24 protein-coding genes and 1 tRNA gene are annotated in these 26456 nt (G+C 67.2%); 10 read left to right on the top strand and 15 right to left on the bottom strand.

Translation table 11 applies throughout. The features are described from left to right. Positions 1-129: 129 nt before the first annotated feature. Positions 130-948 carry an aminotransferase class IV gene (locus EDC31_RS06050; protein ID WP_042056544.1) on the bottom strand — a complete coding sequence of 273 codons (819 nt, stop codon included), beginning with the start codon at positions 946-948 and terminating at the stop codon, positions 130-132. Beyond that, positions 945-2312: an anthranilate synthase component I family protein gene (locus EDC31_RS06045; protein WP_042056546.1), complete on the bottom strand. Its 1368-nt coding sequence runs from the start codon at positions 2310-2312 to the stop codon at positions 945-947. The genes EDC31_RS06050 and EDC31_RS06045 overlap by 4 nt, the downstream gene beginning before the upstream one ends. A 95-nt stretch (positions 2313-2407) precedes the next feature. Between EDC31_RS06045 and EDC31_RS06040 the strand changes: the two genes are divergently transcribed. Then, positions 2408-3181, top strand: coding sequence for an aspartyl/asparaginyl beta-hydroxylase domain-containing protein (locus EDC31_RS06040; protein ID WP_042056549.1), 774 nt, complete (start codon positions 2408-2410; stop codon positions 3179-3181). Between the two features lie 85 nt (positions 3182-3266). Here the strand turns inward: EDC31_RS06040 and EDC31_RS06035 are convergent, their stop codons facing one another. Continuing rightward, entirely contained in the window at positions 3267-4682 is a 1416-nt protein-coding gene (locus tag EDC31_RS06035) for a cytochrome c (RefSeq protein ID WP_132126950.1), read from the bottom strand. A gap of 65 nt (positions 4683-4747) precedes the next feature. Then, positions 4748-6994, bottom strand: coding sequence for a PQQ-dependent dehydrogenase, methanol/ethanol family (locus EDC31_RS06030; RefSeq protein WP_081797425.1), 2247 nt, complete (start codon positions 6992-6994; stop codon positions 4748-4750). Between the two features lie 587 nt (positions 6995-7581). On the opposite strand from EDC31_RS06030, the gene cysG reads away from it, so the two are divergent. Beyond that, positions 7582-8967, top strand: coding sequence for a siroheme synthase CysG (cysG, locus tag EDC31_RS06025; RefSeq protein WP_042056554.1), 1386 nt, complete (start codon positions 7582-7584; stop codon positions 8965-8967). Positions 8968-8987: 20 nt separating this feature from the next. Here cysG and EDC31_RS06020 read toward each other — a convergent pair whose 3' ends face one another. After that, positions 8988-9464 carry an SRPBCC family protein gene (locus EDC31_RS06020; protein WP_042056556.1) on the bottom strand — a complete coding sequence of 159 codons (477 nt, stop codon included), beginning with the start codon at positions 9462-9464 and terminating at the stop codon, positions 8988-8990. A gap of 427 nt (positions 9465-9891) precedes the next feature. Here EDC31_RS06020 and EDC31_RS06015 point away from each other — a divergent pair, with 427 nt between their 5' ends. The 6 genes from EDC31_RS06015 to EDC31_RS05990 all read left to right on the top strand — a co-directional run bounded on the left by EDC31_RS06015 (position 9892) and on the right by EDC31_RS05990 (position 15709). Next, on the top strand, positions 9892-10572 hold the full coding sequence (locus EDC31_RS06015) for a phosphoadenylyl-sulfate reductase (RefSeq protein WP_042056557.1): 681 nt from the start codon (positions 9892-9894) through the stop codon (positions 10570-10572). Positions 10573-10637: 65 nt separating this feature from the next. Then, positions 10638-11432 (top strand): sulfate adenylyltransferase subunit CysD, encoded by a 795-nt coding sequence (gene cysD / locus EDC31_RS06010; protein WP_042056620.1) that lies wholly within the window; start codon positions 10638-10640, stop codon positions 11430-11432. Positions 11433-11446: 14 nt separating this feature from the next. Next, entirely contained in the window at positions 11447-13318 is a 1872-nt protein-coding gene (gene cysC, locus EDC31_RS06005) for an adenylyl-sulfate kinase (protein ID WP_132126949.1), read from the top strand. Further along, positions 13318-13599, top strand: a complete 282-nt coding sequence (locus EDC31_RS06000) for a DUF2849 domain-containing protein (RefSeq protein ID WP_042056563.1) — start codon at positions 13318-13320, stop codon at positions 13597-13599. Before cysC ends, EDC31_RS06000 begins: the two co-directional genes overlap by 1 nt. A gap of 12 nt (positions 13600-13611) precedes the next feature. Further along, on the top strand, positions 13612-15285 hold the full coding sequence (locus tag EDC31_RS05995; RefSeq protein ID WP_042056565.1) for a nitrite/sulfite reductase: 1674 nt from the start codon (positions 13612-13614) through the stop codon (positions 15283-15285). Then, positions 15272-15709, top strand: a complete 438-nt coding sequence (locus EDC31_RS05990; RefSeq protein WP_042056567.1) for a DUF934 domain-containing protein — start codon at positions 15272-15274, stop codon at positions 15707-15709. The genes EDC31_RS05995 and EDC31_RS05990 overlap by 14 nt, the downstream gene beginning before the upstream one ends. A 12-nt stretch (positions 15710-15721) precedes the next feature. Here EDC31_RS05990 and EDC31_RS05985 read toward each other — a convergent pair whose 3' ends face one another. From EDC31_RS05985 to EDC31_RS05965, 5 genes are all read right to left on the bottom strand, one after another. After that, positions 15722-16297, bottom strand: a complete 576-nt coding sequence (locus EDC31_RS05985) for a PqiC family protein (RefSeq protein WP_042056570.1) — start codon at positions 16295-16297, stop codon at positions 15722-15724. Beyond that, complete coding sequence (locus EDC31_RS05980; RefSeq protein WP_042056571.1) at positions 16294-17256, bottom strand: MlaD family protein; 963 nt, start codon at positions 17254-17256, stop codon at positions 16294-16296. Before EDC31_RS05980 ends, EDC31_RS05985 begins: the two co-directional genes overlap by 4 nt. Next, on the bottom strand, positions 17253-18038 hold the full coding sequence (locus EDC31_RS05975; protein WP_042056575.1) for an ABC transporter ATP-binding protein: 786 nt from the start codon (positions 18036-18038) through the stop codon (positions 17253-17255). The genes EDC31_RS05980 and EDC31_RS05975 overlap by 4 nt, the downstream gene beginning before the upstream one ends. Continuing rightward, on the bottom strand, positions 18038-19111 hold the full coding sequence (locus EDC31_RS05970; protein WP_239641558.1) for an ABC transporter permease: 1074 nt from the start codon (positions 19109-19111) through the stop codon (positions 18038-18040). The genes EDC31_RS05975 and EDC31_RS05970 overlap by 1 nt, the downstream gene beginning before the upstream one ends. Before the next feature lie 147 nt (positions 19112-19258). Next, positions 19259-19333 (bottom strand) — tRNA-Thr (locus EDC31_RS05965). Positions 19334-19561: 228 nt separating this feature from the next. Between EDC31_RS05965 and EDC31_RS05960 the strand changes: the two genes are divergently transcribed. After that, positions 19562-20359: an alpha/beta hydrolase gene (locus tag EDC31_RS05960; protein ID WP_239641556.1), complete on the top strand. Its 798-nt coding sequence runs from the start codon at positions 19562-19564 to the stop codon at positions 20357-20359. Between the two features lie 36 nt (positions 20360-20395). Here EDC31_RS05960 and EDC31_RS05955 read toward each other — a convergent pair whose 3' ends face one another. Further along, positions 20396-21019: a histidine phosphatase family protein gene (locus EDC31_RS05955; RefSeq protein WP_042056625.1), complete on the bottom strand. Its 624-nt coding sequence runs from the start codon at positions 21017-21019 to the stop codon at positions 20396-20398. A gap of 16 nt (positions 21020-21035) precedes the next feature. After that, positions 21036-21314, bottom strand: a complete 279-nt coding sequence (locus tag EDC31_RS05950; RefSeq protein ID WP_132126948.1) for a hypothetical protein — start codon at positions 21312-21314, stop codon at positions 21036-21038. On the opposite strand from EDC31_RS05950, the gene EDC31_RS05945 reads away from it, so the two are divergent. Continuing rightward, positions 21313-22161, top strand: coding sequence for an alpha/beta hydrolase (locus tag EDC31_RS05945; protein ID WP_042056576.1), 849 nt, complete (start codon positions 21313-21315; stop codon positions 22159-22161). The genes EDC31_RS05950 and EDC31_RS05945 overlap by 2 nt on opposite strands. Here EDC31_RS05945 and EDC31_RS05940 read toward each other — a convergent pair whose 3' ends face one another. The 3 genes from EDC31_RS05940 to EDC31_RS05930 all read right to left on the bottom strand — a co-directional run bounded on the left by EDC31_RS05940 (position 22162) and on the right by EDC31_RS05930 (position 26456). Further along, the gene (locus EDC31_RS05940; protein WP_042056578.1) at positions 22162-23823 is read right to left on the bottom strand and encodes a long-chain-fatty-acid--CoA ligase; all 1662 of its coding nucleotides are present in this window, start codon (positions 23821-23823) and stop codon (positions 22162-22164) included. It abuts the gene before it with no gap. Between the two features lie 78 nt (positions 23824-23901). Continuing rightward, the gene (locus EDC31_RS05935; RefSeq protein WP_042056580.1) at positions 23902-25209 is read right to left on the bottom strand and encodes an OmpP1/FadL family transporter; all 1308 of its coding nucleotides are present in this window, start codon (positions 25207-25209) and stop codon (positions 23902-23904) included. A 311-nt stretch (positions 25210-25520) separates the two neighbouring features. Further along, positions 25521-26456, bottom strand: a complete 936-nt coding sequence (locus EDC31_RS05930; RefSeq protein ID WP_042056582.1) for an FAD-binding protein — start codon at positions 26454-26456, stop codon at positions 25521-25523.

The raw sequence follows: 26456 nt of genomic DNA, 5'->3' as shown, positions 1-26456 counted from the left end.
GGGGGGAGTCACGTGTGCAGAGAGCAGTCCCGACGGGAATTCGTCAAGTCTAACGTTTGTTTGTCTCATGAACGTGATGCGCGCGGTCCCGGATGTGTCGTTCCGCGGCGAACGGCGCGGCTCTTGCCGTCACCCTTCCGGGTGGGGATGGATGCAGGCGCGGATGCGTTCCGTCCAGGACTTGTCCACCGCCAGCGGCACGCGGCCGACGGAGCCGATCGGGCGCACGGACAGCGCGCTGACGACCCAGGCCGCGCGGATGTCGTTGAAATCGGGGAAGACGAGGCCCTCGCTCGCCAGCCCCTGTTCCAGCAGCAGGGCGCGGCTGATGCTCTCCATCGCGCCCTCATCCACGAAGGGGGTCACGAGATGATCGCCGGCCAGCACGATCAGCGCGCCGATGGAGGCGCTGGCGATGCGCCCGGCCGGGTTGCGCAGGAGGGCCTCGTCGGCGCCTGCGTCGGTGGCCTCGAAACGGGCCATGATGGACGGCAGGTAGTTCGTGGTCTTGATGCGGCTGAGCACGGAGGCTCCGTCCCGCACCTGGCGGCTCACATGGACGCGCAACGGCGGCAGGGCGGGCGGCTGCAACGCATAGGCCGCGATCATGATGGTGGGCGAGGGATCGGCGGGCGGGGTGATGCCGCGCGGACCGGGGCCGCGCGAGCAGGTGAGGCGTACCGCGCCGTTGGCGAGCGCATTGGCGGCCACGACCGTCTCCACCGCCTCCCGCAGGGCCGGGCGGTCGGGCGGGGGGAGGCGCAGGACGCGGCACCCTTCGGCGAGGCGCGCGAGGTGGCGGTCCAGCAGGGGAAGCCGCCCGCCGGTGACGCGCATGGTCTCGAACACGCCGTCGCCGAAGAGAAAGCCGCGGTCGGATACGCTGATGCAGGCCTCGCCCCGCGGCACCAGCCTCTCGTTGAGCCAGATGACGGCGTGCGGGTTCATGCGAGCGCCTCATGCCCGAAAACCGCCAGCAGGGGCGCCGCTTTCAGAATCATCTCGTCATATTCCCGCGCGGGGTCCGAGGGGTAGGTGATGCCGCCTCCAGCGCCGATGGTGATGTCCTCCCGTGTGACCGCGATGCTGCGGATGATGACGTTGCTGTCCAGCGTCCCGTCCGCGCCGATGCGAAACAGAGTGCCACAATAGGGGCCGCGCGCCGAATGTTCCAGCCTGTCGATGATTTCCATCGCGCGATGTTTCGGCGCGCCGGTGACGGAGCCGGGCGGCAGGGTGGCGCGCAGGAGGTCGACGGCGTCGAGGCCCGGGGCGAGGCGGCCGCGGATCGAGGAGACGAGATGGTGCCAGTGCGCGAACCGCTCGACGGCGCAGAGTTCGGCGACCTCGACCGACCCGATCGCGCAGACGCGGCCGATATCGTTGCGCATGAGGTCGGTGATCATCAGGTTCTCGGCGTATTCCTTGCCGTCGCGGCCGAGGGCCTCGGCGAAGGCGCGGCTTTCCTCCGGCGTGGCGCCGAGGGGGGCGGTGCCCTTGATGGGGCGCGTCTCGATGCGTCCGGTCGCGTCCATATGCAGGAAACGTTCGACCGAGGCGCTGAGCAGGGCGAAGCCGGGCATGCGCAGCACGCCGCCGAACGGCGCGGGGGTGTGGCGGCGGAGGGCGCGATAGGTCTCCAGGATCGGGAATGCCGCCGGTGTGGGCGCGCGCCAGCGCTGGGTGAGATTGGCCTGGAAGATCTCGCCCGCCGCGATGGCCTCGATCACGGCGCGGACATCGGCGCGCCAGGCGTCGGGCGCGCGGTCCGGCGTGAAGCGGAGGGTCGGGGGCCGGGGAATCGCGCGGGTGCAGGCGGGAAGGTCGGGCGGCGGCGCGCCGGTGAGGCTGGTCCACCAGAGGCGTTTGTCCTGCCGGTCGAAAACCAGCGCGTCGTCGAAGCGCGCGGCGATGAGATGGGGCGTGGTGTCGCGATGGCGGGAGGGGATTGCCTCCAGCGCCAGTCCGGCTCCGTAGCTCGCTATCCCGATGACGCCGCCCGCGCAGGGGCCGGGATAGGGGCCGGGACAGGGGAGATGCGGCAGGGAGGGCGAGGTGCGCGGCGGCAGCAGGGCGCGGAGCCGGTCCCAGCCGTCGGGTTCGCTCGTGACGAGCGTGGCGGAAGGCGAGCGGCAGAGGATCGTCCAGCGTGACTGGGCGTTGACCGGGCCGTTGCTGTCGAGCAGGGCGAGCCACTCCTCGTCCCGGCTCGCCGCCAGGACGCTGTCCGGCGTGCGCCAGGGGAGGGCGACGGGGTGGGGCGGGACGGTCAGTGTCGTCGGGCTCCGGTTGAAATGGGAGATGTGGTTCATATCTCAAGCTCAGGGCCGGGGTCGAGAGAGTCGAACGGAGCGGCCCGTCCGGGGTGGCCGTATCGCGGCCGGGCGACGTGTCGAAAGGGAGGGTGATGACTCAGACAGGGGGAAAGGCGGGATCGGGACGGAAGAAACTGCCTTTCATCAACAAATCCTTCTTCGAGATCGGGGCGGCGATGCGGCCCGCCATCGATCGCATGATCATGCGGGGATCGCTCCTGCCGGACCGGGCGATTCTCGATCCCGCCTCCCTTCCGTGGATCGCGCGGCTCGAACGGCACTGGGCGGAGATTCGCGACGAGGCGGTGGCGATCCGGGCACGGGAGATTCCCGCGCTGGGCGACATTTCGCCCGATCACGGGCGGATCGCGGCGGACCGGCGCTGGCGGTCCTTCTTTCTGGAAGGATACGGGTATCGGCGCGCCGAGAACTGCGCCCGCGTGCCGCGCACCATGGCGCTGCTCGACACCGTGCCGGGGCTGGTGACGGCCTGTTTCTCCGTGCTGGAGGCGGGGGCACATATTCCGCGCCATTACGGCATGACCAAGGGGATGCTCACCTTTCACCTCGCGCTGGTCGTGCCGAAGAACGAGGCGGGATGTCACATCGACATCGAGGCGCCGGAAGGACGGCATGTGGTGTGCTGGCGGGAGGGGGCGTCGCTGCTCTTTGACGACACGTATAATCACGAGGTCTGGAACGATACGCCCGAGGATCGCTATGTGTTGTTGCTTCAGGTGCGGCGGCCCTGCCGGGGGCTGGCGCGGAGCATGCAGGGCCTCTTCCTCCGCGCCGTATCGCATACCCGCTTCGTGCAGGATATCCGGCACCGGCTGGATGCGCTGAAAGCCGTCGGGGGGCGGTGAAAGGGGGCGGCGGCCCGAAACGAAAAAGCGCCGCGATGGAGGCATCGCGGCGCTTTTCGGGTCCATGGCGTGGCGGCGAGGTGCGTTACTGCGCCTCGTCGACTCCCGCATGGGTCTGCGGCGAGAAGGTCCAGCCGGCGCCGTAGGGTTGCGGCGTCTGGGAGGCGAAGCCGGTCGTGCTGTGCGCCCAGGCGGCGAAGCTCAGCGGCGCGCCGGTGGTGCGGAGTGTCCGGATGTCCGCCGCCGTGACGTTGCCGTGGGCCTGATTGCTCCAGCCCTCGCGGATGAAGTTCGTGACCGCCGCGATGTCCGCGTCGCTCAGGGCGTGCGTGCCATGGGCGAAGCCCGGCATGGCGACGGAGGACGGCGCGATATTCGTCGGCGGCAGCACGCCGCCATTGACGATCACGTTCGCCACGGAGGTCGGGTTGTCCGACACGATGACCGGGTTGCCGTCGAGCGGCGGGAACATGCGGTTGACGCCCGAGCCGTCGTTCTGGTGGCAGATCGCGCATTCACGCAGATAGACGGACGCGCCCGTGTGGCCGGCCGGGTCGGCGGAGGCGACGGCCTGCGTCGTCGTCGCCGCGTCCTTGACGGTGACGGGCGGGACCGGCACGTCCGGCAGGCTCTTCAGGTATTTCGCGATCGAGCGGAGGTCGGAGTCCGTGTAGTACTGCGTGCTCCAGCCCACCACGTCGGCCATGCCGCCGAACACGGCGGAGTGGTCGATGCGGCCCGATTTCAGGAAGGTGACGATATCGTCTTCCGACCACTTGCCGATGCCCTGCACCGGATCGCTGCGCAGGCTCGGCGCCACCCAGTTGTCGATCGGCGCGCCGCCGGCGAGGAAGGCCGGCCCGCCTGACGCGTCATAGGCCTTGAGCTGCATCGCCCAGCCGCGCGGCGTGTGGCACGAGCCGCAATGGCCGGGGCCGGTGACGATATATTCGCCCCGCGCCACGTCGTCCGAGCCTTCCGTCGTGTTCATGGGCTTCGGCGCGGGTGCGAACAGCGCGCGCCAGATCGCCAGCGGCCAGCGCATGGAGAGCGGCCAGGAGATCGTGGAGGCCCTGTTCTCCATGTGGACCGGCGCGACGCCGTGCATGAAATAGGCATAGAGCGCGGCGATGTCGGAGTCCGACATGCGCGAGAAGGCGTCATAGGGCATGGCCGGATACATGGTCGCCCCGTCCTTGCGGACGCCCTCGCGCAGCGCGCGGGTGAAATCGGCGAGCGTGTAGGTGCCGATGCCGGTTTCCTTGTCCGGCGTGATGTTCGTCGAATAGATATCGCCGATCGGCGTGGCGATCTTCAGCCCGCCCGCGTATTTTATGCCGTGCAGGCCGGTGTGGCAGGCCACGCAGTCCGCCAGGCGGGAAATATAGGCGCCGCGCTGGACCAGCGCGTCCTCGCCGCCGGTTTCCTGTGCCGTGGCCGGGCCGGCGGCGAGCCAGCCTGCCGCCAGGGAGAGGGCGCCTGCCAGAACGGCCCGTTTCATCACGTTTTTCTTCATGTCATTGCCCCCGAGGCTGCTGTGCGTTTCCGGACGATCGGAGCGGCGGCTCACGGCTCACCCCCTTTGAGGAAGCTCTCGTCGGGAATGCCCTGCGGGTTCTGCCGGGCCTTCACTTCAGCCTCGTACGTATCCTGGGCGCGCTTCACGAGGAACTCGCGAATATGCTCGATCTGCTGCGGGTTCATTGACTTGTCGAAGCGGTCCATGCCGTAGGCGGTCAGGGCGCCGCGGCCGACGAGGTCGTAGAATTTCTGCGTGCCGCGGATGGCGCCGGACCAGCGGAGATCCGGCAGGACGCCGCCGGACACGGCGTTGTCGCCATGGCAGCCGACGCAGAACGTCTGATACTGGAAGTATCCGTCGGCCAGCGCCTTGTCATCCGCGTTCGCGGCCTGCTCCGGCGGTTTGACGGGGATGAAGCCCTTGTCGTTATCGGGCGGGAGCCTGTCCTTGCCGTCCAGCGAGAAGGCGATGAGACGCGAGTGGTTGACCGTCCAGCCCGAGGGCCGGGCCGCGACGCCGAGCATGATCGGGTAGATGCCGCCCCAGCCCACTTCCACGGCGACATACTGCTTGCCGTGGGCGGTATAGGTGATCGGCGGGGCGATGATGCCGGACTGGGCCGGGAAGGTGTAGAGATCCTGGCCCGTCTTCGCGTCATAGGCGTGGAATTCGCCATTCGCCAGGCCCTGGAAGATCAGCCCGCCGGCGGTGGTCAGGAGGCCGCCGTTCCACGGCCCCTTGTGATCGACGGTGAAGGCCGCCTTCTGCGTCTTCGGGTCCCAGGCGACGATCCAGCCCTTCAGATCGTTGAAGAACTGCTTCTTGCCTTCCGGATCGCTGTCCAGAAGGCCGACCTTGTTCATGTCGAGGCCGAGATTCCAGCTGTCCGGATGAACCTTGAAGCCGCCGACCTGCTGCGTGTAGGCGAAGGGCACCTGCTGCGCCGGGATATAGACATAGCCGGTCTGCGGATCGTAGGACATCGCCGCGAAATTATGGCCGCCGAGATCGCCCGGGATGGCGTAGCGCGAGCCGCCGGTCAGCGTCCAGAGCGCCTCGGGCTTGATGTTGGGGCGGCCGGTCACGGGATCGACGCCGTCGGCCCAGTTCTCATAGACGTAATTGTTGGCCGAGATGAAGGCGCCCGTCTTCGCGTCGAGGATATAGAAGAAGCCGTTCTTCGGCGCATGGACGATGACGTGGCGCGTCTCGCCGTTGATCGGCAGGTCGAGCGTCATGATCTGCTGGACTGACGTATAGTCCCACTGATCCATCGGCGTTTCCTGGAAATGCCAGACATATTCGCCGGTCTCGGGCTTCACGGCCACGATGGAGCCGAGGAAGAGATCGTTGCCCTTGCCGCCCGAACGGAACTTGTAGTTCCAGGGCGAGCCGTTGCCGACGCCGATATAGACGAGGTCGGTCACGGGGTCGTAGACGAGCGAATCCCAGACGGTGCCGCCGCCGCCCTGCTGCTTCCATGCGCCGTCGCCCCAGGTCTTGTAGGCCTTGGACATCAGGATGGAGTCGGAGGGGGCGTGGTCCGGCTCGTTCTTGGGGTTCGGCACCGTGAAGAAGCGCCAGTCGAGCTTGCCGGTCTCGGCGTCATAGGCGGAGACGAAGCCGCGCGCGCCGAATTCCGCGCCGCCATTGCCGATCAGCACGCGGCCCTTGGCGATGCGGGGAGCGATGTCGATCGTATAGGAGCGCTGATGGCCGAGCTGCGCTTCCTTGGGAATGGTGTAGACCTGCCACACGAGCTTGCCGGTCTTGGCGTCCAGCGCGATCAGGCGGCCGTCGAACGTGCCGAAATAGACCTTGCCGTTCCAGTAGGCGAGGCCGCGATTGACGGTGTCGCAGCAGCCCCGGTCGGCGATGTTGCCCGGCACCTTGGGATCGTAGGCCCAGATCAGCTTGCCCGTCGCGGCGTCCACCGCCTTCATCTTCGACCAGTTGGTGGTGGCGTAGAGGACGCCGTCAACGACGAGGGGCGTGCCCTCCTGGCCGCGATTCGTGTCGAGGTCGTAATGCCATGCCAGCTTCATCTGGCCGACATTGGAGGTGTTGATCTGGTCGAGCGGGCTGTAGCGCTGCTCGGAATAGGTGCGGCCGTAGCTCAGCCAGTTTTCCGGATGGGCGTCGGCATGGATGATGGCCTCGCCGGTATCCGCCGCATGTGTCTCCTGGGCGCGCGCGGGCGCCTGTGGAAGGAGGGAGAGAGCCGTTGCGGCGAGGCAGCCGCCCAGAAGCCATGACGCGGCGTTGCTGCGCCGATTTGTTTTAGCCGTCATCGTCAGAGTATCTCATCCCTCAGTCTATATGGATGAACGCAGAAACCGTCGCGGCGAAATGTCCCGTCCGGAGACATTGTCCGATGCTGGTCCCGACGCCGGCAGCCGCGCCGCCAATCCAGGTTTCGGTGAACAGTCCTGACATCAAATCCAGATTGCATCCGCTTACCGGGTTGCGGGGAACCATGCAATGTAAGCATGGGCTCTTTGTTGGATATCACAAAAACTTTACTTCGACTCACCCCGGTATGAATTGAAATTGATAATCAATCTTATTTTCGTTGCCGGCCTCTTGGCGGATTGGGCCGTAAACTCCCAATTTGATACGTTGACGTCTCAAATAACACGTGGATGAGATGGGCGATCACCTTTGCGACAGAGCTTTATGCATGCAAAAAACGCATATCTAATTGACATGTTTTGACATAATGCATAGGTATCGTGACATCCATGTTATTATTCTCCCGACATGACCCGCTCCATTCCGGCGGAGTTCTCCGACGGAGGGCAGGAACGGCGCGGGTTGAAGCGGCGTGGCGCGGGCGTTTTCGTTTTAACTTTTCTGTCATGCGGCCCATGATGCTGTCATGAATGATGATGCCTTTCTGCCTGTCGCCCTGCGTCTGGACGATGCCGAGATCCTGATCGTCGGCGGCGGAGGGATCGCGGCCAACAAGACGCGCCTCGTGATGAGCCGGGGCGCGACGATCCATGTGATCGCCCGCGCGCTCGGGCCGGAGATGCGGCGCTGGCACGAAGAAGGGCGGTTCCGTCTCGCGGGCGAATCGGTCGGCGCGGCGCTGCTCGATGCGCTGTTGCCGCGGATGCGGGCCGTCTTCGCGGCGACGGACGACGAAGCGGTCAACCGACTCGTGGCCGATCGCGCGCGGGCGCATAATGTCCTCGTCTGCGCGGTGGACGATCCGGAGCCTTCCAGCTTCATCACCCCCGCCATCATCGACCGCAGGCCGGTTCAGATCGCCATCATGACCGGCGGGGCCGCGCCGGTGCTCGCGCGCCGCCTGCGTTTGCAGATCGAAGCGTTGCTGCCCGAGGGGCTGGGGCGGCTGGCGCGGTTCATGCGCGGGCGGCGGCCCTGGATTCGGGAGCGCCTGCCGGAGGTGACGGCCCGCCGCCGCGCCTGGGAGATGTTCGTGGACGGTCCGGGGGCGGAAGCCGCTCTGGCCGGGCGGGACGATGCGGCCCAGGCGGCGCTGGAGCGCGCGGTGAGCGGCCATTCGCGCGTGGGCGAGGCGTGGCTGGTGGGGGCCGGTCCCGGCGATCCCGACATGTTGACGCTCGCGGCGCTGCGGCTGATGCAGAATTGCGATTCGGTGCTTTATGACCAGCTCATTCCCGAGGCGATCCTGGAGCGGGTGCGCCGGGACGCGGTGCGCGTCTTCGTGGGCAAGCAGAAGAGTCGCCATTCCCTGCCGCAGGCGGAGATCAATGCGGAATTGATTCGCCGCGCGCAGGCGGGCGAGCGCGTGCTGCGCCTCAAGGGGGGCGATCCGTTCATCTTCGGGCGGGGCGGCGAGGAGATGGAGGCCCTGCTGGCGGCGGGGGTGCGCGTGCGCGTCATTCCCGGCATCACGGCGGCGAGCGGATGCGGGGCGCTGGCGGGGATTCCGCTCACCCACCGCGATTGCGCGCAGATCTGCGTCTTTCTCACCGGTCATGCGCGTGCCGACGGCACGCTCGCTCTCGACTGGCCGACTCTGGCGCGGCGCGGCCAGACGCTCGTGATCTATATGGGGCTCACGCCGCTGGCCGAACTCTGCGCGCGGCTGACCGAGCACGGGCTCCCCCCGGACTGGCCCGCCGCCGTCATCGAGCGCGGGACACGGCCCGACCAGCGCGTCCATGCGGGCACGCTCGCCACCCTCGCCGCGCTGGCGCGGGAGCGGGCGGTCTCAAGCCCGGCGCTGATCATCATCGGCGAGGTGGTGCGCCATCGCGGCGCGGTCGGGTGACGCCGCGCCGCGATGGCGGCTTACTGAGCCACCTTGGCGGCGATGCCCTTCAGCCCGCTTTCGTAGATTCCGGCGATCACGTCCTTCGCCTTCGCGTCCGTTGCGCCCTTCGCGTCGAACGTGCCGGTCCAGACGAGTTTCGAGCCTTTGCCGTCCGGCAGCACCGTGAGGCTGGACTGGTAATTCGCCACGGGGAGCGGGCCCTTCACGATGATATAGGTGTAGGTCATCTTGGCGTCGTCGATGAAGACCTGCTGTTCGACGATCTCGCCGCCGCCCTTCAGCGCCAGATCGCGCTGCGGGTGGCCGCCCGCGTCGACGAGCGTGCATTTCGCTATGGCGGGATGCCAGTCGCCGATGCTGCAGAATGGCGCGATCGCCGCCCAGACCTTCGCCGGCGGCGCGGCGATCGTCTCCGTCCGCGTCACGTCGAGCGCGTAGGCGGGGGCGGCCGCCATGGCGGCGACGGTCAGCGGTGCAATCAATTTCCTCGACATCGACTTCATTTCAGCCTCACTTGCTCAGAGGAGCGTCGTCCTCTGCATCCTGTAGATGCTGCCATAGAGTACAGAGTTGTGAACACCCGTCGATTCCGGTGCGGGTCGTCCGTCGTGGCGCAACCCGGTATGTGACGTGGACGCGTGGGATGCGTGGCGGTTCTCTTTCGGTCGGCGCGGCGCAGGGGACGAATCGCATGGCGTTCGCAGGATAGGACGGCGACTCGTCGCCCGTGCCGGAAAGGTTCCCGTGACATGTGTGTGATGAATTGGCGCGCGCATGTGATGAAGGGGAAACGGTCTTTCAAATCAACATTTCACAATAGTTAAATATGGAAAATAACTATTGCCCAATTTCCGGTGATTGATTATCGGGAACCCCTGCCCATATCCGGGTGACGCGACTCAGGACTCAGGTTCATCCATCATGGCAATGCAGGACGAGGAATTCGATCGGCTGGAGCAGGCGGCGGAAGCGTCGCTGATGGAAACGGCCCTGCGCGTGCTGCGCGGGCGGATCGCCATCGTCTCGTCCTTCGGCACCGAATCCGCCCTGCTGCTGGCCATGGCCGCCGAGGTCGATCCCGACGTGCCGGTGCTGTTTCTCGAGACGGGCCAGCATTTCCCGGAGACGCTCGCCTATCGCGACAGTCTGACGCGCCATCTCGGGCTGCGCGACGTGCGCTCGATCGCCCCGTCGGACGAGGCGCTGGCGGCGCGCGACCCGATCGGCCAGCTCTGGCATTTCGACCCCGACGCCTGCTGCGCCCTGCGCAAGGTCGAGCCACTGGACGCGGCACTGCCGCCGTTCGACGCCTGGATCTCCGGGCGCAAGCGCAGCCAGGCGGCGACGCGCTCGGCCCTGCCGCTCATCGAGCGGCGGGAGGACGGGACGGTGAAGATCAATCCGCTGGCGAGCTGGACGCCGCGGGAGATCGACGCGGAGATGACGCGCCGCGCCCTGCCCCGTCATCCGCTCGCGGCGCTGGGCTACAGTTCGATCGGCTGCGCGCCCTGCACGCGGCCGGTCAGGGACGGGGAAGACCCCCGCGCCGGACGCTGGTCCGGCCTTGCGAAGATCGAATGCGGCATCCATCAGCCGAGCTGAGGAACTGGACCAGAGAGACGATGATATCCCACTCCGAACCCCGCGTCATGCCCGAATCCCACGTCATGGACGATCTCGATCAGCTGGAGGCGCAGAGCGTCTTCATCCTGCGCGAGGCCTATCGAAAGCTGCGTCCGCTCGCCCTGCTCTGGTCGCTGGGCAAGGACAGCAACGTGATGGTGTGGCTGGCGCGCAAGGCGTTCATGGGCCGCCTGCCCTTCCCGGTCATGCATGTCGATACGGGGAAGAAATTCCCCGAGATGTATGCCTTCCGCACGGAATACGCGAAGAAGTGGAATCTCGACCTGATGCTGGGCGACTGCCCGCCGGTCGAGGAGATCGACCCGTCCCTGCCGCCCGCCGCGCGGTCGGCGGCGCGCAAGACGGCGGGGCTGGCGAAGCTGATCGAGACGCACAGGCTGCGCGGCGTCATCGCGGGCATCCGCCGCGACGAGCAGGCCACTCGCGCCAAGGAGCGCGTGTTCAGCCCGCGCGGCGCGGGGCATCGCTGGGACGTGCGCAACCAGCCGCCCGAATTCTGGGACCAGTATGCGACGCCGTACGAGGACGGGATGCATGTCCGCGTCCATCCGTTGCTGGCGTGGCGGGAGATCGACATCTGGCGCTATATCGAGCGCGAGAACATTCCGCTGGTCGATCTGTATTTCGCGAAGAACGGCAAGCGCTACCGTTCGCTGGGGGATTCGGACATCACCTTCCCGGTGGAGAGCAACGCCGCAACCGTCGCCGAGGTGATCGCCGAGCTGGAGACCAGCAAGACCTCCGAGCGCGCCGGGCGCGCCATGGATCATGAGGCGGAAGACGCGTTCGAGCGTCTGCGCGTCGCGGGGTATCTGTAAAGATGGGAGACGTCATGAACACGCCTGCGAGTCCCGCCATCGGGGCTCACCGCGCCGCCGCCACGCCGATCGTCATCGTCGGGCATGTCGATCACGGCAAGTCCACGCTGATCGGCCGGCTGCTGCATGACACGGGCAGCCTTCAGGAAGGCAAGCTGGCCCAGATCGTCGAATCCAGCCGCAAGCGCGGGCTGCATATCGAGTGGTCCTTCCTGCTCGACAGTTTGCAGATCGAGCGCGACCAGGGCGTGACCGTGGATTCCACGCGGATTCCCTTTCATCTCGGCGGGCGGGAATATGTGATCGTCGATGCGCCGGGCCATCGCCAGTTCCTGCGCAACATGATCACCGGCGCGGCCGACGCGGAGGCCGCCGTGCTGGTTGTGGACGCGCAGGAAGGCGCGCAGGAGCAGACGCGCCGCCATGCGATGCTGCTGCGGCTCATCGGCATCCGCCATGTCATCGTGCTGCTCAACAAATCCGACCTGCTGGGTTTCGACGAGGCGCGGATCGCGCAGGCCGAGGCGGATGTGCGCGCCCTGCTCGGGCGTCTGGAGATCGCGGTCGAGGCCGTGATTCCCGCTTCCGCCCGCGATGGAGACAACATCGCCGCGCGCTCGGAGAAAGCGCCGTGGTACGAAGGCCCCACCCTGACCGAGGCGCTGGCGCAGGTGCCGCCGCCCGGCTCGCGCGCGGCGCTGCCCTTCCGCATGCCGGTGCAGGATGTCTATCGTTTCGACGATGTGCGCTATGTCGCCGGGCGTGTCGAGCGCGGGGCGGTCCGCACGGGGGACCGCATCGTGATCGGCGCGCAGGGGCAGGTCGCGACGGTGGTGGAGATCAGCCGCTGGCATGCGCCGGAGAGCACGGTGGCGGGGGCGGGCGAATCCGTCGCCCTGCGTCTGGAGCCGGATCTCGTGCCCGATCGCGGCGATCTGCTGTTTCCCGCCGATGACGCGGCCGCCGCGCCCGAACGCGCCGCCCGCATCCGCACGCGCCTGTTCTGGCTGCGGAGCGAGCCGTTGCGCGTGGGCGAGAGCTTCACGCTGCGGCTGTCCACCGCCGAGCATGACGTGACGGTGGCGAGCATCGACGCGGTGGTCGATCTCGACACGCTCATGCTCAATCCCGGCGACTCCGTGCCGGCGGACGGGTTCGCGGAGGTCACGCTGGCGGCGGCGCATGCGGTGCTGTTCGATCCGTTCCAGCCGGGGCTGAGCGACGGGCGCGGCGTGCTGGTCGATCGCTTCCAGCGCATCGTCGCCGGGGCGCCGCTGATCGGCGCGGCCGCGCTGCCCGATGGCGCGCGCGCCATCCATCCGACCGCCAGCCGCATCGACGCCCATGCCCGGGCGAAGGCGCGCGGGCATCGCGCGGCGGTGTTCTGGCTGACCGGCCTGCCCGGCTCCGGCAAGAGCACGCTCGCGCGCCGGGCGGAAGAGGATCTGGCCGCCGGGGGAAGCGCCGTCACCGTGCTCGACGGCGACACGCTGCGGGCCGGGCTCTGCTCAGATCTCGGCTTCTCTCCCGAGGAGCGGCGCGAGAACATCCGCCGTGCGGCGCATGTGGCGAAGATTCTCGCCGAGAGCGGTCAGGCGGTGATCGTGGCGCTCGTCTCCCCGCTGCGCGCGGACCGGGAGATGGCGCGGCAAATCGTCGGCGAGTCCTTCCACGAGATTTTCGTGGACACGCCGCTCGCCACCTGCGAGGCGCGCGATCCGAAGGGGCTCTATGCGGCGGCGAAGGCGGGGAAGATCCCCGAGTTCACCGGCGTCAGCGCGCCGTATGAAGCGCCCGACGCGCCGGCGCTGGTTCTGGCCGACGGGGATGCGGCGGCGCTGGCCGAGCGGCTCGCCGCCTTCATCCGCCGCGAAGTCGCGCTCTGATGCTGCATCCCGCCCGCCTTGGCGCCGGACAGAAGCTCGCCCTGACGGCCAACCGCCTGCTGGATGGAGTCATCGTCTGGCGTGATGCCGCCGGCGCGTGGTGGTCCGCCTTCGACAGGGCCGCGCTGCTCGATGCCGACGAGGCCGAGGCGGCGCTGGCCGGAGTGGACGCGCAGAAGGACGGCGTGGTCGGCGTCTACAAGGTCGCCGTCACGCCCGGCGCGCCGCCGGTTCCCGCGACGATGCGGGAGAGGATCAGGGCCTTCGGGCCGACGGTATGAGGATCGCCTGAGATGAACGCCCCCATCGGCCACTACCAGTATGACGCGGTGGACCGCGATTTTCTCGCCTCGCGGATCGAGGAATTCGCCGATCAGGTCGGCCGCCGTCTCAGCGGCGCGCTGACCGAGGACGAGTTCAAGCCGTTCCGTCTGATGAACGGCCTGTATCTCCAGCTTCACGCCTACATGCTCCGCATCGCCATTCCCTACGGCACGCTGGACAGCCGGCAGATGCGGATGCTGGCCGAGATCGCGCGCGTGCATGATCGCGATTACGGGCATTTCACCACGCGGCAGAACATCCAGTTCAACTGGATCAAGCTGGAGGAGACGCCGGAGATCCTCCGCAAGCTGGCCAGCGTGGACATGCATGCGATCCAGACCAGCGGCAACTGCATCCGCAACGTCACCTCGGACCAGTTCGCGGGCGCGGCGGCGGACGAGCTGCTCGATCCGCGCATTCATGCCGAAATCCTGCGGCAATGGTCCACGCTGCATCCGGAATTCACCTTCCTGCCGCGCAAGTTCAAGATCGCGATTTCCGGCAGTCCGCAGGACCGCGTCGCCGCGCGCTTCCATGATATCGGCCTCGTCACGCGGCCGGGGGCGGATGGAAAGCCGCTCTTCCGCATCTTCGTGGGCGGCGGTCTGGGGCGGACGCCGTTCGTCGGCAAGGAGATTTTCGATTCCGTGCCGGAGGAAGACCTGTTGATGACGCTGGAGGCGATCATCCGCGTCTATAACGCCCATGGTCGCCGGGACAATATCTACAAGGCGCGCATCAAGGTTCTCGTCGAGGCGCTGGGCATCGAGGCCTATCGCGCGGCGGTGCTGGCGGAACTCGCGCAGATGGATCGCGCGCATTATCGTCTGACGCCGGAGATGGTCGGGGCGATCCGCGCCCGCTTCGCCTCGCCCGTGCTGGACGCTCCGGCGGATGCGGCGGCGCGGCTGGAGGCGGATCGCCGGCGCGATGCGGCCTTCGACCGCTGGGTGCATGCGAACACCCATCCGCATCGCGCGCCGGGCTTCATCGCCGTCACCGTGTCGCTGAAGCCGACCGGCGGCAGTCCGGGCGATGCGACCTCGGCGCAGATGGATCGCCTGGCCGATCTGGCCGACAGCCATTCCTTCGGCGAACTGCGCATCACGCATATGCAGAACATCGTGCTGGCGCATGTGCGGCAGGACCGTCTGTTCGCGCTGTGGTCGGAACTGCGCGAGATCGGGCTCGGCACGCCGAATGTCAGCCGGATCGGCGACATCATCGCCTGTCCGGGGCTGGATTACTGCGCGCTGGCCAATGCCCGCTCCATTCCGATCGCGCGGAAGCTGAGCGCGCGCTTCGGCGATGTGGCGTTGCAGGAGGAGATCGGCGTGCTGCGCGTCAACATCTCGGGCTGCATCAACGCCTGCGGCCATCATCATGCGGGCCATATCGGGCTGCTGGGCGTGGACAAGCGTGGGGAGGAGTTCTTCCAGATCACGCTGGGCGGACGGTCCGACGAGAAGGCGGCGATCGGCGAGATTCTCGGCCCGGCCCTGCGCGAGGACGAGACGGTGGACGCCATCGCCCGCATCGTCGACCGTTATCTGAGCCTGCGGGACATGGGGGAGAGCTTCCTCGACACGCTGTCCCGTCTCGGCGACGCGCCGTTCAAGGAGGCAGCCTATGAAGCGGCTTGAACTCGGGGGGCGTTCCGTCGCGACGCCGGCGACCGTCGAGGCCGTTCCGTTCGCGGAGCTGGAGACGATGCCCGGCGCGCGGGGCGTCATCCTCTCGCCGGAGATCGACTTCCCGCAGATCGCGCCGTTTCTCGACCGGCTCGATCTGGTGGTCGTCATCTTCCCGCTCTTCCGCGACGGGCGGGGGTTCACCCAGGCGCGCGCCGTGCGGGAATACGGCAAATTCGGCGGCGAGATCCGCGCGAGCGGCCATGTCCTGCCCGATCAGGCCAATTATCTCCGCCGCTGCGGCGTCGATGCGGTCATGCTGCCCGACGAAGCGGATGAAGCGCCCTGGCGGCGTGAACTGGCGCGGTTTCACACGGCCTATCAGCCCTCGGTGCTGGACGGGCCGCTGGGGGCGCTGCGACGGAAGATCGGCTGAGTTCAGCGAAACTCAGCGAAGCGTCGCGCCGCTCTGTGTTGCGATCCGGGCGGCGAGGCCGTCCACAAGCTTCCGTGTGAGGGTCACGACGCCGTCATCGGTCGTCGCGTTGCCGTCCGCCGTCAGCCGGGTCTGACCCTGCGCGATCGGGCGGTGCGGATCGGCGGGAATCAGGCGCCAGAGGGCATCCAGCGCACCGTGCCCGTCCTTCGTGATGTCGAGGCGGGTGATGGTGACGGCGAGACGGTCGGCGGGGGGCGCGCCCTCCGGGCGCTGGGTGGTCACGAGCATGTCCGGCCAGTCCGTCTGGAGATGCGCGGCGAGCAGCGCCGTCGCGGCGACGGAAAGGCGCTCGGCCCAGCGTCCGCCGGCGCTGCGCAGGATGCGGTCGTCGTCGCGCGAGGTGATCTCCTGCGTGTCGAGATAATCCGGCAGGGAGACGCGCTGGACCGTCAGCATCCGGGCCGTCCGCGCGCTGGTCGCGCCGGTGGAGATCGCGGGCGCGCCGAGCGTGTAATAGCGCAGGGGCGGCGAGGCACACCCGGCGAGCAGGACCAGCAGGGCGAGGCCGGGCAAGGCGCGGTTCATGGGCGGCGTCCCGTGAGAAGGAGTTGCGGATTGCGTTCGACATCGCTGGCGAAGCCGCGCAGCGCGGCGGCGGCGGCGGCGATGTCGCGCAGGCTGGCTTCGAGATCGGCGCGCTCCGGCGAGCGGGGCGAGGTCAGGGAGGTGATCCCGTCCAGCGAGTGATCGGCTTTCCGCAGCATCGTGTCCGCCCTGGCCAGCAGGGCGTTCAACTGCGCGCCGCGCCCGTTCATCTGCGCCGTGCCGGCCGCGGCGAGGCGGTCGATCGTCTCCAGCGTGCGCGTCAGTTCCGGCTGGAGCGTGGCCAGCGTGGCGTTCGCGGTGTCCATCATCTGGCGCGTGTGGTCGGAGGTCTCGCGCAGGCTGTCCACGAGCTGGGGGAGGGAGGTGTCCATCCGGTCCGACAGGGCGCGGAGGCTGGCGAGGGTCTTGTCGGCATTGTCGGCGAGCTGGCGCAGGGGAAGCTGCGTCAGGGTCTGCGTCATCTGCTGCATGGTGGACTGGCGCGTGGGGATCTCGTTGCCGGAGACGAGATCGGGATGCAGCACGGCGCGGGTCTGCGGCGCGAAATCCAGATTGATCTCCGAGGAGCCGGTGACGAAGCTCTTGAGGTTCATCTCCCCGCGCAACCCCTGCGCCACGAGTTCGGGGATGGTGGGCAGCGTCGAGTTCCTGCCGGCGGTCAGCGAGATGTTGGCGGGCTGAAGCGTGATATGCACGGGGATATAGGCGCGCCGCGTCGGCGGGTCGTATTCGATCGACACCTTGTCCACCGTGCCGACCTGCACGCCGCGGAACGTCACCGGCGAACCGACCGTGAGGCCGGAACTCGCGCCTTCGAAGATCAGCGTCGCATACAGCTTATGCTCGAACGGGTGGAAGCGCCCGAACAGCACGAAGGCCGCCAGCAGCAACGCGACCCCGCCCAGCACGAAGGCGCCGACGAGTGTTTCTTTCTTCATGGAGTGCTGTCTCCCTCCTCGCGCTCGCGGGTCATGAAGGCATGGACCTGGGGATCGGCGCAATGGTCGCGCAGTTCGGCGGGGGACCCATGGGCGATCGGCGTCTTGCTCCGGGCATCGAGGAAGATGCCGCTGTCGGCGATGCGGAAGAGGCTGGGCAGTTCGTGGCTGACGATGACGATGGTCGCGCCCAGCCCGTCGCGCAGGTTCAGGATGAGGTCGTCGAGCCGCGCCGAGGTGATCGGGTCCAGCCCGGCCGAGGGTTCGTCGAAGAACAGGATATCGGGGTCCAGCGCGAGCGCGCGCGCTAGCCCGGCGCGCTTGCGCATGCCGCCGCTGATCTCCGAGGGGAAGAGATCGACGGCATTCGACAGGCCGACGAAGCCGAGCTTCAGCGCCACCATGCGCGAGACGGTCGCGGGCGGCAGGTCCGTCAGCATCTGCATCGGCAGGGCGACGTTCTCGCCGATGGTCATGGAACTCCACAGCGCGCCGCTCTGGAACAGCACGCCGAAGCGGTGGTTGATCGCCTCGCGCCGGGCGGGCGTCGCGGCCCAGTAGTCCTCGCCCTGCACCTCGAAGCGGCCTTCGACGGGGCGCAGGAGGCCGATCATGCTCTTGAGCAGCGTGGATTTGCCGCAGCCGGACCCGCCCATCACCGCGAAGATGCTGCCGCGCCGGATGTCCAGCGAGATGCCGCGCTGGATCAGCTTCGGGCCGAAAGCGAGCGTCACGTCGCGCATGGAGAGGAGCGTGTCGGGGGTCATCGGGGCGTCGGGCATCAGATATTCAGCACGTCGGCGATGACGGCGAAGAGCGCGTCGAGGGCGATCACCCCCACGATGCCGACGACCACGGCGCGGGTGGCGGCCACGCCCACATCGGCGGCGGACCGTCCGGCCTTGAGGCCGATGCGGCAACTCGTCAGGCCGATGAAGGCGCCGAAGACGATGCTCTTGCTCAGGCCGAACAGGAACTGCCCGATGCCGAAAGCCGTCACGGTGTAGTGGAAATAGCCCGCGCCGGTGACGTCGAGCATGGCGATCGCCACCACGAAACCGCCGAGCATGCCGATCAGGCAGCCATAGAGGTAGAGGAAAGGCATGGTGATGGTGAGCGACAGCACGGCGGGCAGCACGAGATAGCTGGAGACCGGAATGCTGAAGACCTCCAGCGCGTCGATCTCCTCATTGCCGAGCATGGTGGAGATGCGCGCCGCATAGGCGCCGCCCGTGCGCCCGGCCATGATGATGGCGGTCATCACGGCGGCCATCTCGCGCACCATGGCGATGCCGACGAGGCTGGCGACATAGATCCCGGCGGCGAATTTCTCGAGTTGCACCGCGCCGACGAAGGCGAGAATCGCGCCGAGGAGGAAATTCACCACGCCGACGATGAGCAGGGCGCGCGGCCCGGCATCGGTAAGGTTGGCCAGCAGATCGGCCATGCGCATCCGTCCGCGCCCGGCCACGGCCTGGAGGCCGCCCTTGACCGCCTGCGCGCCGAGTTCGGCGATGATCCCGGTTTCCGTCAGGGCGGCGAAGGTCCGGTCGCCGATCTGCTCGACGAAGCCCGGTTTGCGCCCGGTCTGGGCGGGCGGCTCGGCTGCCTGATCCGGCAGGAGCCCCAGCAGGCGCGCCGCCGCAGGGGGGAGCGTCTCCGTCCGCAGGGTCACGCCTGTCTTCTGCCCGGCGCGCTTGACGTCCCAGAGAAAGGCGACGAAACCGCTGTCCCAGCTTTCGAGTCCGGCGATGTCGAAACCCAGAGTGTCGCCCTTCGGCAGGGCGTCCAGCGCATCGTCGGGGAGAACCGGCAGGGCGGCGTCCCGCGTCATCCATCGCCCCGTCAGCGCCATGACCGGCGCGCCGTTTCCTGCGTCCAGTGTCCAACTCGGCGGTGTCCAACGCGACGCGGACTCTGACACCTCTGGCGGTTCCTCCCTGCATGGTGACGGAAGCCGCGACATGTGCGGCGGTCTCGATCCCGGCCGTGCGGCCAACTCTGGTGCCGGGTGAGGGATTTGAACCCCCGACCTTCGGTTTACAAAACCGCTGCACTACCGCTGTGCTAACCCGGCGATCGGCGGGGTTCCGCCGTTTTTTGAACCGCTCCCGTTGCGGGGTGGTGAATGTTTCCCCCAGATACGCGCGCCGTTCGCGTTCGCCTTGGGGCGTTACGTTTCCTTTTGGCTTGGGGAAGGAAAACGGTCAACGGTCCTGTTGCGGAAATGATCGTGCTGCATCAATGAAAACAGGCGGCAGGGGGCGCGCGTGAGAGGCACGAAGGGAAACGAGACATGTCGGTCATGAGCGTCCGATCGGGGGTGACGGTTCTTGCCCTTTTCTCGGTCGCAGCACTCGCCCCGGCGACGCGGGCGCAGCCGCTGGTGGAGCGGTTGATGGAGATGCCTCTCGCGGAGGGCGGGCGTCAGCGCGCGCTCCTCGTCATGCCGGATCGCCCGAGAGCGATCATCGTCATGCTGCCCGGCGGCGCGGGCGATGTCGGTCTTTCCCGCGACGGCGAGATCCGCCATGGCGATAATTTCACGGTCCGGACGCGGGCGCTCTGGGCGGCCCGCGGCTATGCCGTGCTGATCCCCGATACGGTCGATCGCGCCAATCTCAGGGGTTTGCGCAGTTCGGTGCGATATGGCGGCGTAGTGGAGCGTCTGATCCGGCTCGCGCATGACGAGGCGGCCGTCCCCGCGTTTCTTCTCGGCACGAGTCAGGGGTCGATCGCAGCGATGAACGGCGCGTCACATGCGCGGCCCGGAGATCTGGCCGGCGTGATCCTGACCGAGTCCGTCTCCCTGATGGGCGGCAGCCATGAAACCGTTTTCGACGCGGACCCGGCGGGCGTACGCGTTCCGGCTCTGGTGGTGGCCAATCGCGACGACCGATGCGACGTGGCTCCGGCCGGCATGGCGCCGAGGATCGCCGCCGCCATGACCAACAGCCCGCGTGTCGATGTACAGGTGGTTTCGGGCGGGATCACCCGGTCCCGGAGGGATTGCGGCTCTCTCACGCCGCACGGCTATTACGGCATCGAAGACAAGGTCGTCGGTCTCATCGGCGACTGGATTCAGGCCCGGCTGCGTGGATAGGTGAGATCGGCCGGAAGGAAAGCGCGGGTTGGGGCGTCAGAGGTCGGCGGCCAGATGGGCGGTTTGGTTGATCGAGACGACGTGGCTGCCGGCATCGTCGAAGCGCAAGACGTTGATGGCGCAGGGATCTTGCTGGAGACGCCAGTAATGCGACAGGGACAGGTCGAGGGCCAGGCTCACGAAGATGCGGTTCGTGCTGTCATGTCCGATCGCGATGACCGTGCCGTCGGGATGGGCTCTGCGCATGAGATCGAAGGCCCTGATCAGACGGGCCTGGACGTCCTGCAACGTCTCGGCCCTGTCGATGACGGTGAGGTGAGGCTGCTCCATCCACGCCTTGAACAGTTCGGGCGCGGCGGATTTGACCTCATCCCGTGTCCTGCCCTGCCATGTTCCGTAGTCGATATCGAGCAGGTCCGGCAGGGGGAGCACGGGAACGGTCTGTTTTTTTGCTATGGCTTCGGCGGTGTCCATGCACCGGCTCAGCGGGCTGGAATAAATGGCGGATGCCGTCCAGCGGGATGAAATGAAATCAGCCGTGGCGACGGCCTGTCGGCGTCCGCGTTCGGTCAGGGGCAGGTCGATCCTGCCGCGGAATCTCGGCGGTTCTATGCCCTCGACATGGCCATGGCGGACGAGAATCACGGTAAAAGGCTGCATGTTGACCTGCCTCATGTCAGAAATATGGGCTGTTCCGGTTGCCGGTGGGGATGGCCTTCTTGTTCTCCAGAAAAAGAAGCAAAAAGATTTTGATCCTTTGGCGGCGGAGCGTCACCGGGGGACTGTACCGCAGGTCGAAAAAGTTTTTTGGTTCTTTTTTCAAAAAAGAACGCTGTTTCCTGACCGTCGCCCCCCGAACCTTGAAGCGCGCCTCCCGGCCGCGTAATAAGGAGGCATCGCCGCGTGAGCGCGGTCTTGCCGCTCCGGGGACGGGTTCGAAGGGCGGTCGACGCATGGCTGAAGACGATCCGGGACGAGTTGACCGGCAGGTGATGGAGGATGGCGTGGCGCTCGCCCGGCGGGACTGGCCGCTTCCGGGCGCGGAGCGCGGCGTTCTGCTCGTCCATGGCTATGGGGAACATAGCGGCCGTTATGCCCATCTGGCGGCGTGGTTCCGCGCGCGCGGTTATGCGGTCAGAAGTTACGATCATCGGGGGCATGGCCTTTCTCCCGGGCGGCGCGGGGCGATCCGTCGTCTCGACGATCTGCCGCGCGATCTGACGACGGTCTATCGCGCCTTCGCGCAGGAATTGCCGCATGAGCCGTTGCTGTTCGGGCATAGCATGGGCGGGTTGACGGCGGCCCGGGCCGTGCTGGACGGGCGTGTCGCCCCGCCCCGCCTGATTCTCAGCTCGCCCGCCCTGCGTCTACCCGTCGGCCGCGCGCTGAGCCATGTGGCGCGGCTGCTTGCCCGCGTCGTGCCTGGTCTGCCGCTCCGCGCGGGCATTTCTCCGGCCGATTTGTCGCATGACGCCGCTTTCGGGCAGGCCGCGCGGAGCGATCCGCTCGGGACGGGATGGATCACCCTGTCGCTGGTCGATTATTTTCTCCGGGCCGGAGAGGCGTGCATTCGTGACGCGCCCGCGCTGGATGTGCCCACCCTGCTGCTGGCGGCGGGGGCCGACCGGGTCGTCGATCCTCAGGGCAGCATCGATTTCGCCGCCGCCGCTCCGGCTGGCCGTGTGGAGCTGCATCTTTTCGAGGGGCTCTACCACGAGATCTTCAACGAACCTCCCCCTGCGGGGGAGATCGTTTTCGAGACGCTGGAGGCGTGGCTGTCCGGCCCGGTCCGGGAGAGGTGATCAGGAGGAGGTGAGACCTTCCTGAATCATCAGATCCTTGCGGGAGAGCTTCCCGATGAGCGTCTTGGGCAGCGTGTCGCGGAAGACGATTTCCTTCGGGCGTTCGATCTTCGAGAGATACTCCTCCAGATGCGTGGCGAGTTCCTCGGCCGTCGCCCGGGCGCCGGGCCGCAGAACGACGAAGGCTTTCGGCGCCTGGCCGCGATAGGAGTCGGGCACGCCCAGGACGATGGTCTCCAGCACGGCGGGGTGCTTGTGCAGCGCTTCCTCGATCGCGTGCGGGTAGACGTTGTAGCCGCCGCAGATGATGATGTCCTTCAGCCGGTCGACGAGGAAGAGATACCCGTCCGCATCGACATAGCCGACGTCGCCGGTGCGGAAATAGCCGTCTTCGGTGAAGGGGGATGCGATCTCGTCGCCGCGCCAGTAGCCGGGCATCACCTGCGGGCCGCGGACGCAGACCTCGCCCTTCTGGCCCTGGGGCACCTGCTCGGCCACGTTATCGAGGCTGCGGATCTGCAGATCGGTGTTCATCACGATCTTGCCGCAGGAGCCGTCGCGCACGGCGCCCAGCGGGTTGAGGGTCAGCACCGGCGAGGTCTCGCTGAGGCCGTACCCTTCCACGACGGGGCATCGGGCGGTTTCCTCGAAGCGCTTTCTCAGCGCGACCGGCAAGGGCGCGCCGCCCGAGATCACGGCGCGCATATGCGTGAAGAGATCGGGGGTGAGTGCCTTTTCCCGCAGGAGCGCCGTGAGGATCGTCGGCACCGCGGGAAGGATGGAGACCCGGGTGCGGCGCAGCGTGCCGAGGGTCGTCTTCGCGTCGAAGCGGGGGAGGAGGACGATTTCGCCGCCTGCCACGACCGTCAGCAGCATGACCGCCATCAGCGCGAACACATGGAAGAGCGGCAGGATGCCGAGCGTGACCGGGGGCTGGGCCAGCGCCTCCCGGACCATGCCCTGCACCTGCTGGATGTTGGACAGGAGATTGCCGTGCGTCAGCATGGCGGCCTTGGGCGTGCCGGTCGTGCCGCCGGTGAACTGAAGGACCGCGACATCGCGCGACGGGTCGATCGCGACCGGCCGCAATGTCGAATCGCTGCGGGCCAGGACGGAATAGGGGACGATCCGCTCGTCCTCGGGGACGCGCCAGATGTCCTTGGCCTTGGCGATCCGGAAGAGGATGGATTTCACCGGCGGGAGCGCGGCGGCGAACGGGCAGACGACGATATGGCGGACCTGCGTCTTTTCCGTCGCGAGGAACGTGCCCTGGGCGATCGCCTTGAGATCCGAAAGCACGAGGACCGAGACGCCGGAGGCGATGAGAATCTGCTTCACCTCGTGCTGAACATAGAGCGGGTTGAGATTGACGACGATCGCGCCCAGCCGCTGCACGGCGAAAAAGAAGATCACGGAATAGGGGGTGTTCGGCAATGACAGGCCGACACGGTCCCCCTTTTTCACGCCCAGATCCTGGAGACCGGCGGCCACGCGTTCCACCGTGCGGTGCAACTCGCGATAGGTCATCGTCCTGCCCATGAAATCGAGCGCGCGTGCGTCGGGGCGCTGGGCGGCGGTGCCGTCGAGCAGGGCGAAGAGGTCTCGGGGCAGGGCGTCGGGAGAGGACTCTCGCGGGATCGTCGTGCTGGTCATGGTGTTCATCGGGAAGTCTTTCGGTGGCGAGAGGGTCGGCTGGACCTCTTGCGGGCGGCCCGGCCGACATCGCGAGGAAGATGAAGGTCAGAAACGCAGATGCGTGCCGATCACGACGACGTTGGCGTAGTCGTTGTAGACGCCGACGATTCGGCCCGACATGTTCGAGGCGCTGTTGTCGATATGGGGGTTCGTGCCGAAGATATGCGCGTATCCGAGCGTCACGGTGACGCGATCGAACGGACGGTAATCGACGCCGAAGCCGAGATCGAAACGATTGGTGTCAGGCGTGCGGGTGTTGCGGTTGGCGAGGGTCGCCGGGCTTTCGTCGTAGCTCACGCCGCCGCGGAGCAGAATGGCGTTCGAAACCTTGTAGGTCGCCGATATGCCGCCGAACCACGTGTTGCGCCAGCCGACCGGCACCGTGGTGTTCGCGCCCCCGTGATCGGAGATGTTGTTCAGCGACTGGATGAGGGACCAGTGCGTCCACTGGCCTTCGAGCATCAGGGTCCAGCGGGGCGAGAGGACGCGGGTAATACCGAACGAGACACTGTCGGGCAGCGTGACCTGAAGCGAGCCGTGGCCGCTTTCGGCGATGAGCAGGTTGTTGATCGAGGAAATGGCGGCGAGGGCCGGCGGGGGCGAGAATTTCGTGCGCGACGACATGTTGTAACTCATGCGCGACTGGTAGTTGACGCCGATCTGGGTCGCGTCGTCCACCTTGTAGATCGCCCCGACGTCATAGCCGAACGCGAAGGCGTTGGCGGTCAGGTCCGCGGTCGTGTCGCCGAAGATGGTGTTGATCGGGCCGAGATTGACCGCTTGCGTGAAACGTCCGGCGAGATAGCCGAGCCGGGGACCCGCGCCGATGGAGAGCCGTTTGGTGACGCGATAGGACGCCATGACCGACAGTTCGTAATCGGTGATGGAGGTCACGAGGCTCTGGTAGCGGCCGACCCAGTTCTGGGGATAGTTCGCGCGCTGGCCGTACGGGGTGTAGAATCCGTAACCGACGGCCCAGCGGGAATTGATCTTCCAGACGCCGTAGGCCGCGCCCGTGGCGGCGTCGGTGATGCCGCGATTGCCTTGCACGCCAGAGGTCGTGACTCCGGGGCCCATGAAGTTCTGGCCGCGGAAGCGGGCGTTGGGATCGGCGTAGAACAGATTGTTCTCGATCTCGCTGTGGTCGAGGAAAGACATGCCGGCCGGATTGAGGACGACGGTGGCGGCGTCATTCGCGCGGCTGACGCCGCCGATATAGGCGCTGCCGACGGACATGGCGTCGGTCTCGCGCAGGGCGAAGCCGGAGGCCAGGGCCGAGCGGAGCGGCACGAGCAGGGAGAGGGCGGTCAGGGCGCCGCAGGTCGCGGAACGGGAGGTTGTTTTCATCATCATCGTAATCGCCTCCTGGAGATGACCGCGTTGGATCAAACCAAACGTTTGGTAGTCTATTGGAGGGCATTGATCCTCTGACTGGAGTCAAGCGATGTGCGAATTATGAGCCGCAGATGAACATTGTGCAAGAAACCGGCGGGCCGAAACTGCCTTCCTCGGCTTCACACTCTCTTGATTGACGCCCTTATATGAAGCGAGCGGTTGTTAGAATCATGAACGCGGCGGCGCGCCTGTCCCGGCCCTTTCGGGCGAGGATGGGCCGGACGCCGCGTCGCGCGCGGGCAACCGGCCCATATGTTGGGAGACGTTGCTCAGCCGAGCGCTTTTTCCAGCTCGGGCACCACGGTGAAGAGATCGCCGACGATGCCGTAATCGGCGACCTGGAAGATCGGCGCGTCCTCGTCCTTGTTGATCGCGACGATGACCTTGCTGTCCTTCATGCCGGCGAGATGCTGGATCGCGCCCGAAATGCCGCAGGCGATGTAGAGATCCGGCGCCACGATCTTGCCGGTCTGGCCCACCTGATAATCGTTGGGCACGAAGCCCGAATCGACGGCGACTCGCGACGCGCCGATGGCGGCGCCCAGCTTGTCGGCGAGGGGATCGAGGATCTTGAAGCCCTCGGCGCTTTGCATGCCGCGGCCGCCGGAGACGATGATGCGCGCGGTTTCGAGCTGCGGGCGGCCGCTCTCGGAATGCGCCTCCGAAACGAAGCGCGACGTGTCCGCATGGGCGGGCGCGGCGACGGATTCGATCGGCGCGCTGCCGCCCTCGGCGGGAGCGGGGTCGAAATTCGTGGTGCGGATGGTCAGGACTTTCTTTGCGTCCGACGAGCGCAGCGTGACGATCGCATTGCCGGCGAAGATCGGACGCACGAATGTCTCCGCGTCCACGATTTCCATCACGTCGGGAATGATCTGCACGTCGAGCAGGGCGGCCGCGCGGGGAAGCGCGTTCTTGCCGATGGCGGTCGAGGCCGCGACAATATGGTCGTAGGACGGCGCGAGCGAGACGATCAGGGCGGCCAGCGGTTCGGCGAGGCTGTGCGCGAAGGCGTCGGAGGCGGCCGTCAGCACCTTGCGGAGGCCGGGAATCCGCGCGGCGTCCGCGGCGGCGGCCTCGATCGTGTCGGGGCTGCCGATCACGAGGGCGTCGATCTCGCCGAGCCTGGCCGCCGCCGCGATGGCGGAGCGGGAGGTCTGGAGGATGGAGCCGCCTTCGGCATCCAGAAGGACGAGTGCGGTCAT

Origin of the sequence: Acidomonas methanolica, from assembly GCF_004346035.1 — a bacterium.
Lineage (GTDB): Bacteria > Pseudomonadota > Alphaproteobacteria > Acetobacterales > Acetobacteraceae > Acidomonas > Acidomonas methanolica.
Note: the sequence above shows the minus strand (reverse complement) of the source record. Positions and strands in the feature narration are given on the sequence as shown.

Bases quoted from the DNA above. Each gene is read 5' to 3' on its own strand.
- cysG (WP_042056554.1), top strand. From the start codon at position 7,582: ATGAATGATGATGCCTTTCTGCCTGTCGCCCTGCGTCTGGACGATGCC.
- EDC31_RS06030 (WP_081797425.1), bottom strand. From the start codon at position 6,994: ATGACGGCTAAAACAAATCGGCGCAGCAACGCCGCGTCATGGCTTCTG.
- EDC31_RS05945 (WP_042056576.1), top strand. From the start codon at position 21,313: ATGGCTGAAGACGATCCGGGACGAGTTGACCGGCAGGTGATGGAGGAT.
- EDC31_RS05960 (WP_239641556.1), top strand. From the start codon at position 19,562: ATGAGCGTCCGATCGGGGGTGACGGTTCTTGCCCTTTTCTCGGTCGCA.
- EDC31_RS05995 (WP_042056565.1), top strand. From the start codon at position 13,612: ATGAACGCCCCCATCGGCCACTACCAGTATGACGCGGTGGACCGCGAT.
- EDC31_RS05990 (WP_042056567.1), top strand. From the start codon at position 15,272: ATGAAGCGGCTTGAACTCGGGGGGCGTTCCGTCGCGACGCCGGCGACC.
- cysD (WP_042056620.1), top strand. From the start codon at position 10,638: ATGGACGATCTCGATCAGCTGGAGGCGCAGAGCGTCTTCATCCTGCGC.
- EDC31_RS06040 (WP_042056549.1), top strand. From the start codon at position 2,408: ATGACTCAGACAGGGGGAAAGGCGGGATCGGGACGGAAGAAACTGCCT.
- EDC31_RS05985 (WP_042056570.1), bottom strand. From the start codon at position 16,297: ATGAACCGCGCCTTGCCCGGCCTCGCCCTGCTGGTCCTGCTCGCCGGG.
- EDC31_RS06035 (WP_132126950.1), bottom strand. From the start codon at position 4,682: ATGAAACGGGCCGTTCTGGCAGGCGCCCTCTCCCTGGCGGCAGGCTGG.
- EDC31_RS06050 (WP_042056544.1), bottom strand. From the start codon at position 948: ATGAACCCGCACGCCGTCATCTGGCTCAACGAGAGGCTGGTGCCGCGG.
- EDC31_RS05930 (WP_042056582.1), bottom strand. From the start codon at position 26,456: ATGACCGCACTCGTCCTTCTGGATGCCGAAGGCGGCTCCATCCTCCAG.
- EDC31_RS05980 (WP_042056571.1), bottom strand. From the start codon at position 17,256: ATGAAGAAAGAAACACTCGTCGGCGCCTTCGTGCTGGGCGGGGTCGCG.
- EDC31_RS06015 (WP_042056557.1), top strand. From the start codon at position 9,892: ATGGCAATGCAGGACGAGGAATTCGATCGGCTGGAGCAGGCGGCGGAA.
- EDC31_RS05970 (WP_239641558.1), bottom strand. From the start codon at position 19,111: ATGGCGCTGACGGGGCGATGGATGACGCGGGACGCCGCCCTGCCGGTT.
- EDC31_RS06020 (WP_042056556.1), bottom strand. From the start codon at position 9,464: ATGTCGAGGAAATTGATTGCACCGCTGACCGTCGCCGCCATGGCGGCC.
- EDC31_RS05935 (WP_042056580.1), bottom strand. From the start codon at position 25,209: ATGATGATGAAAACAACCTCCCGTTCCGCGACCTGCGGCGCCCTGACC.
- EDC31_RS05950 (WP_132126948.1), bottom strand. From the start codon at position 21,314: ATGCGTCGACCGCCCTTCGAACCCGTCCCCGGAGCGGCAAGACCGCGC.
- EDC31_RS06045 (WP_042056546.1), bottom strand. From the start codon at position 2,312: ATGAACCACATCTCCCATTTCAACCGGAGCCCGACGACACTGACCGTC.
- EDC31_RS05975 (WP_042056575.1), bottom strand. From the start codon at position 18,038: ATGCCCGACGCCCCGATGACCCCCGACACGCTCCTCTCCATGCGCGAC.
- EDC31_RS05940 (WP_042056578.1), bottom strand. From the start codon at position 23,823: ATGAACACCATGACCAGCACGACGATCCCGCGAGAGTCCTCTCCCGAC.
- EDC31_RS06000 (WP_042056563.1), top strand. From the start codon at position 13,318: ATGCTGCATCCCGCCCGCCTTGGCGCCGGACAGAAGCTCGCCCTGACG.
- EDC31_RS05955 (WP_042056625.1), bottom strand. From the start codon at position 21,019: ATGCAGCCTTTTACCGTGATTCTCGTCCGCCATGGCCATGTCGAGGGC.
- cysC (WP_132126949.1), top strand. From the start codon at position 11,447: ATGAACACGCCTGCGAGTCCCGCCATCGGGGCTCACCGCGCCGCCGCC.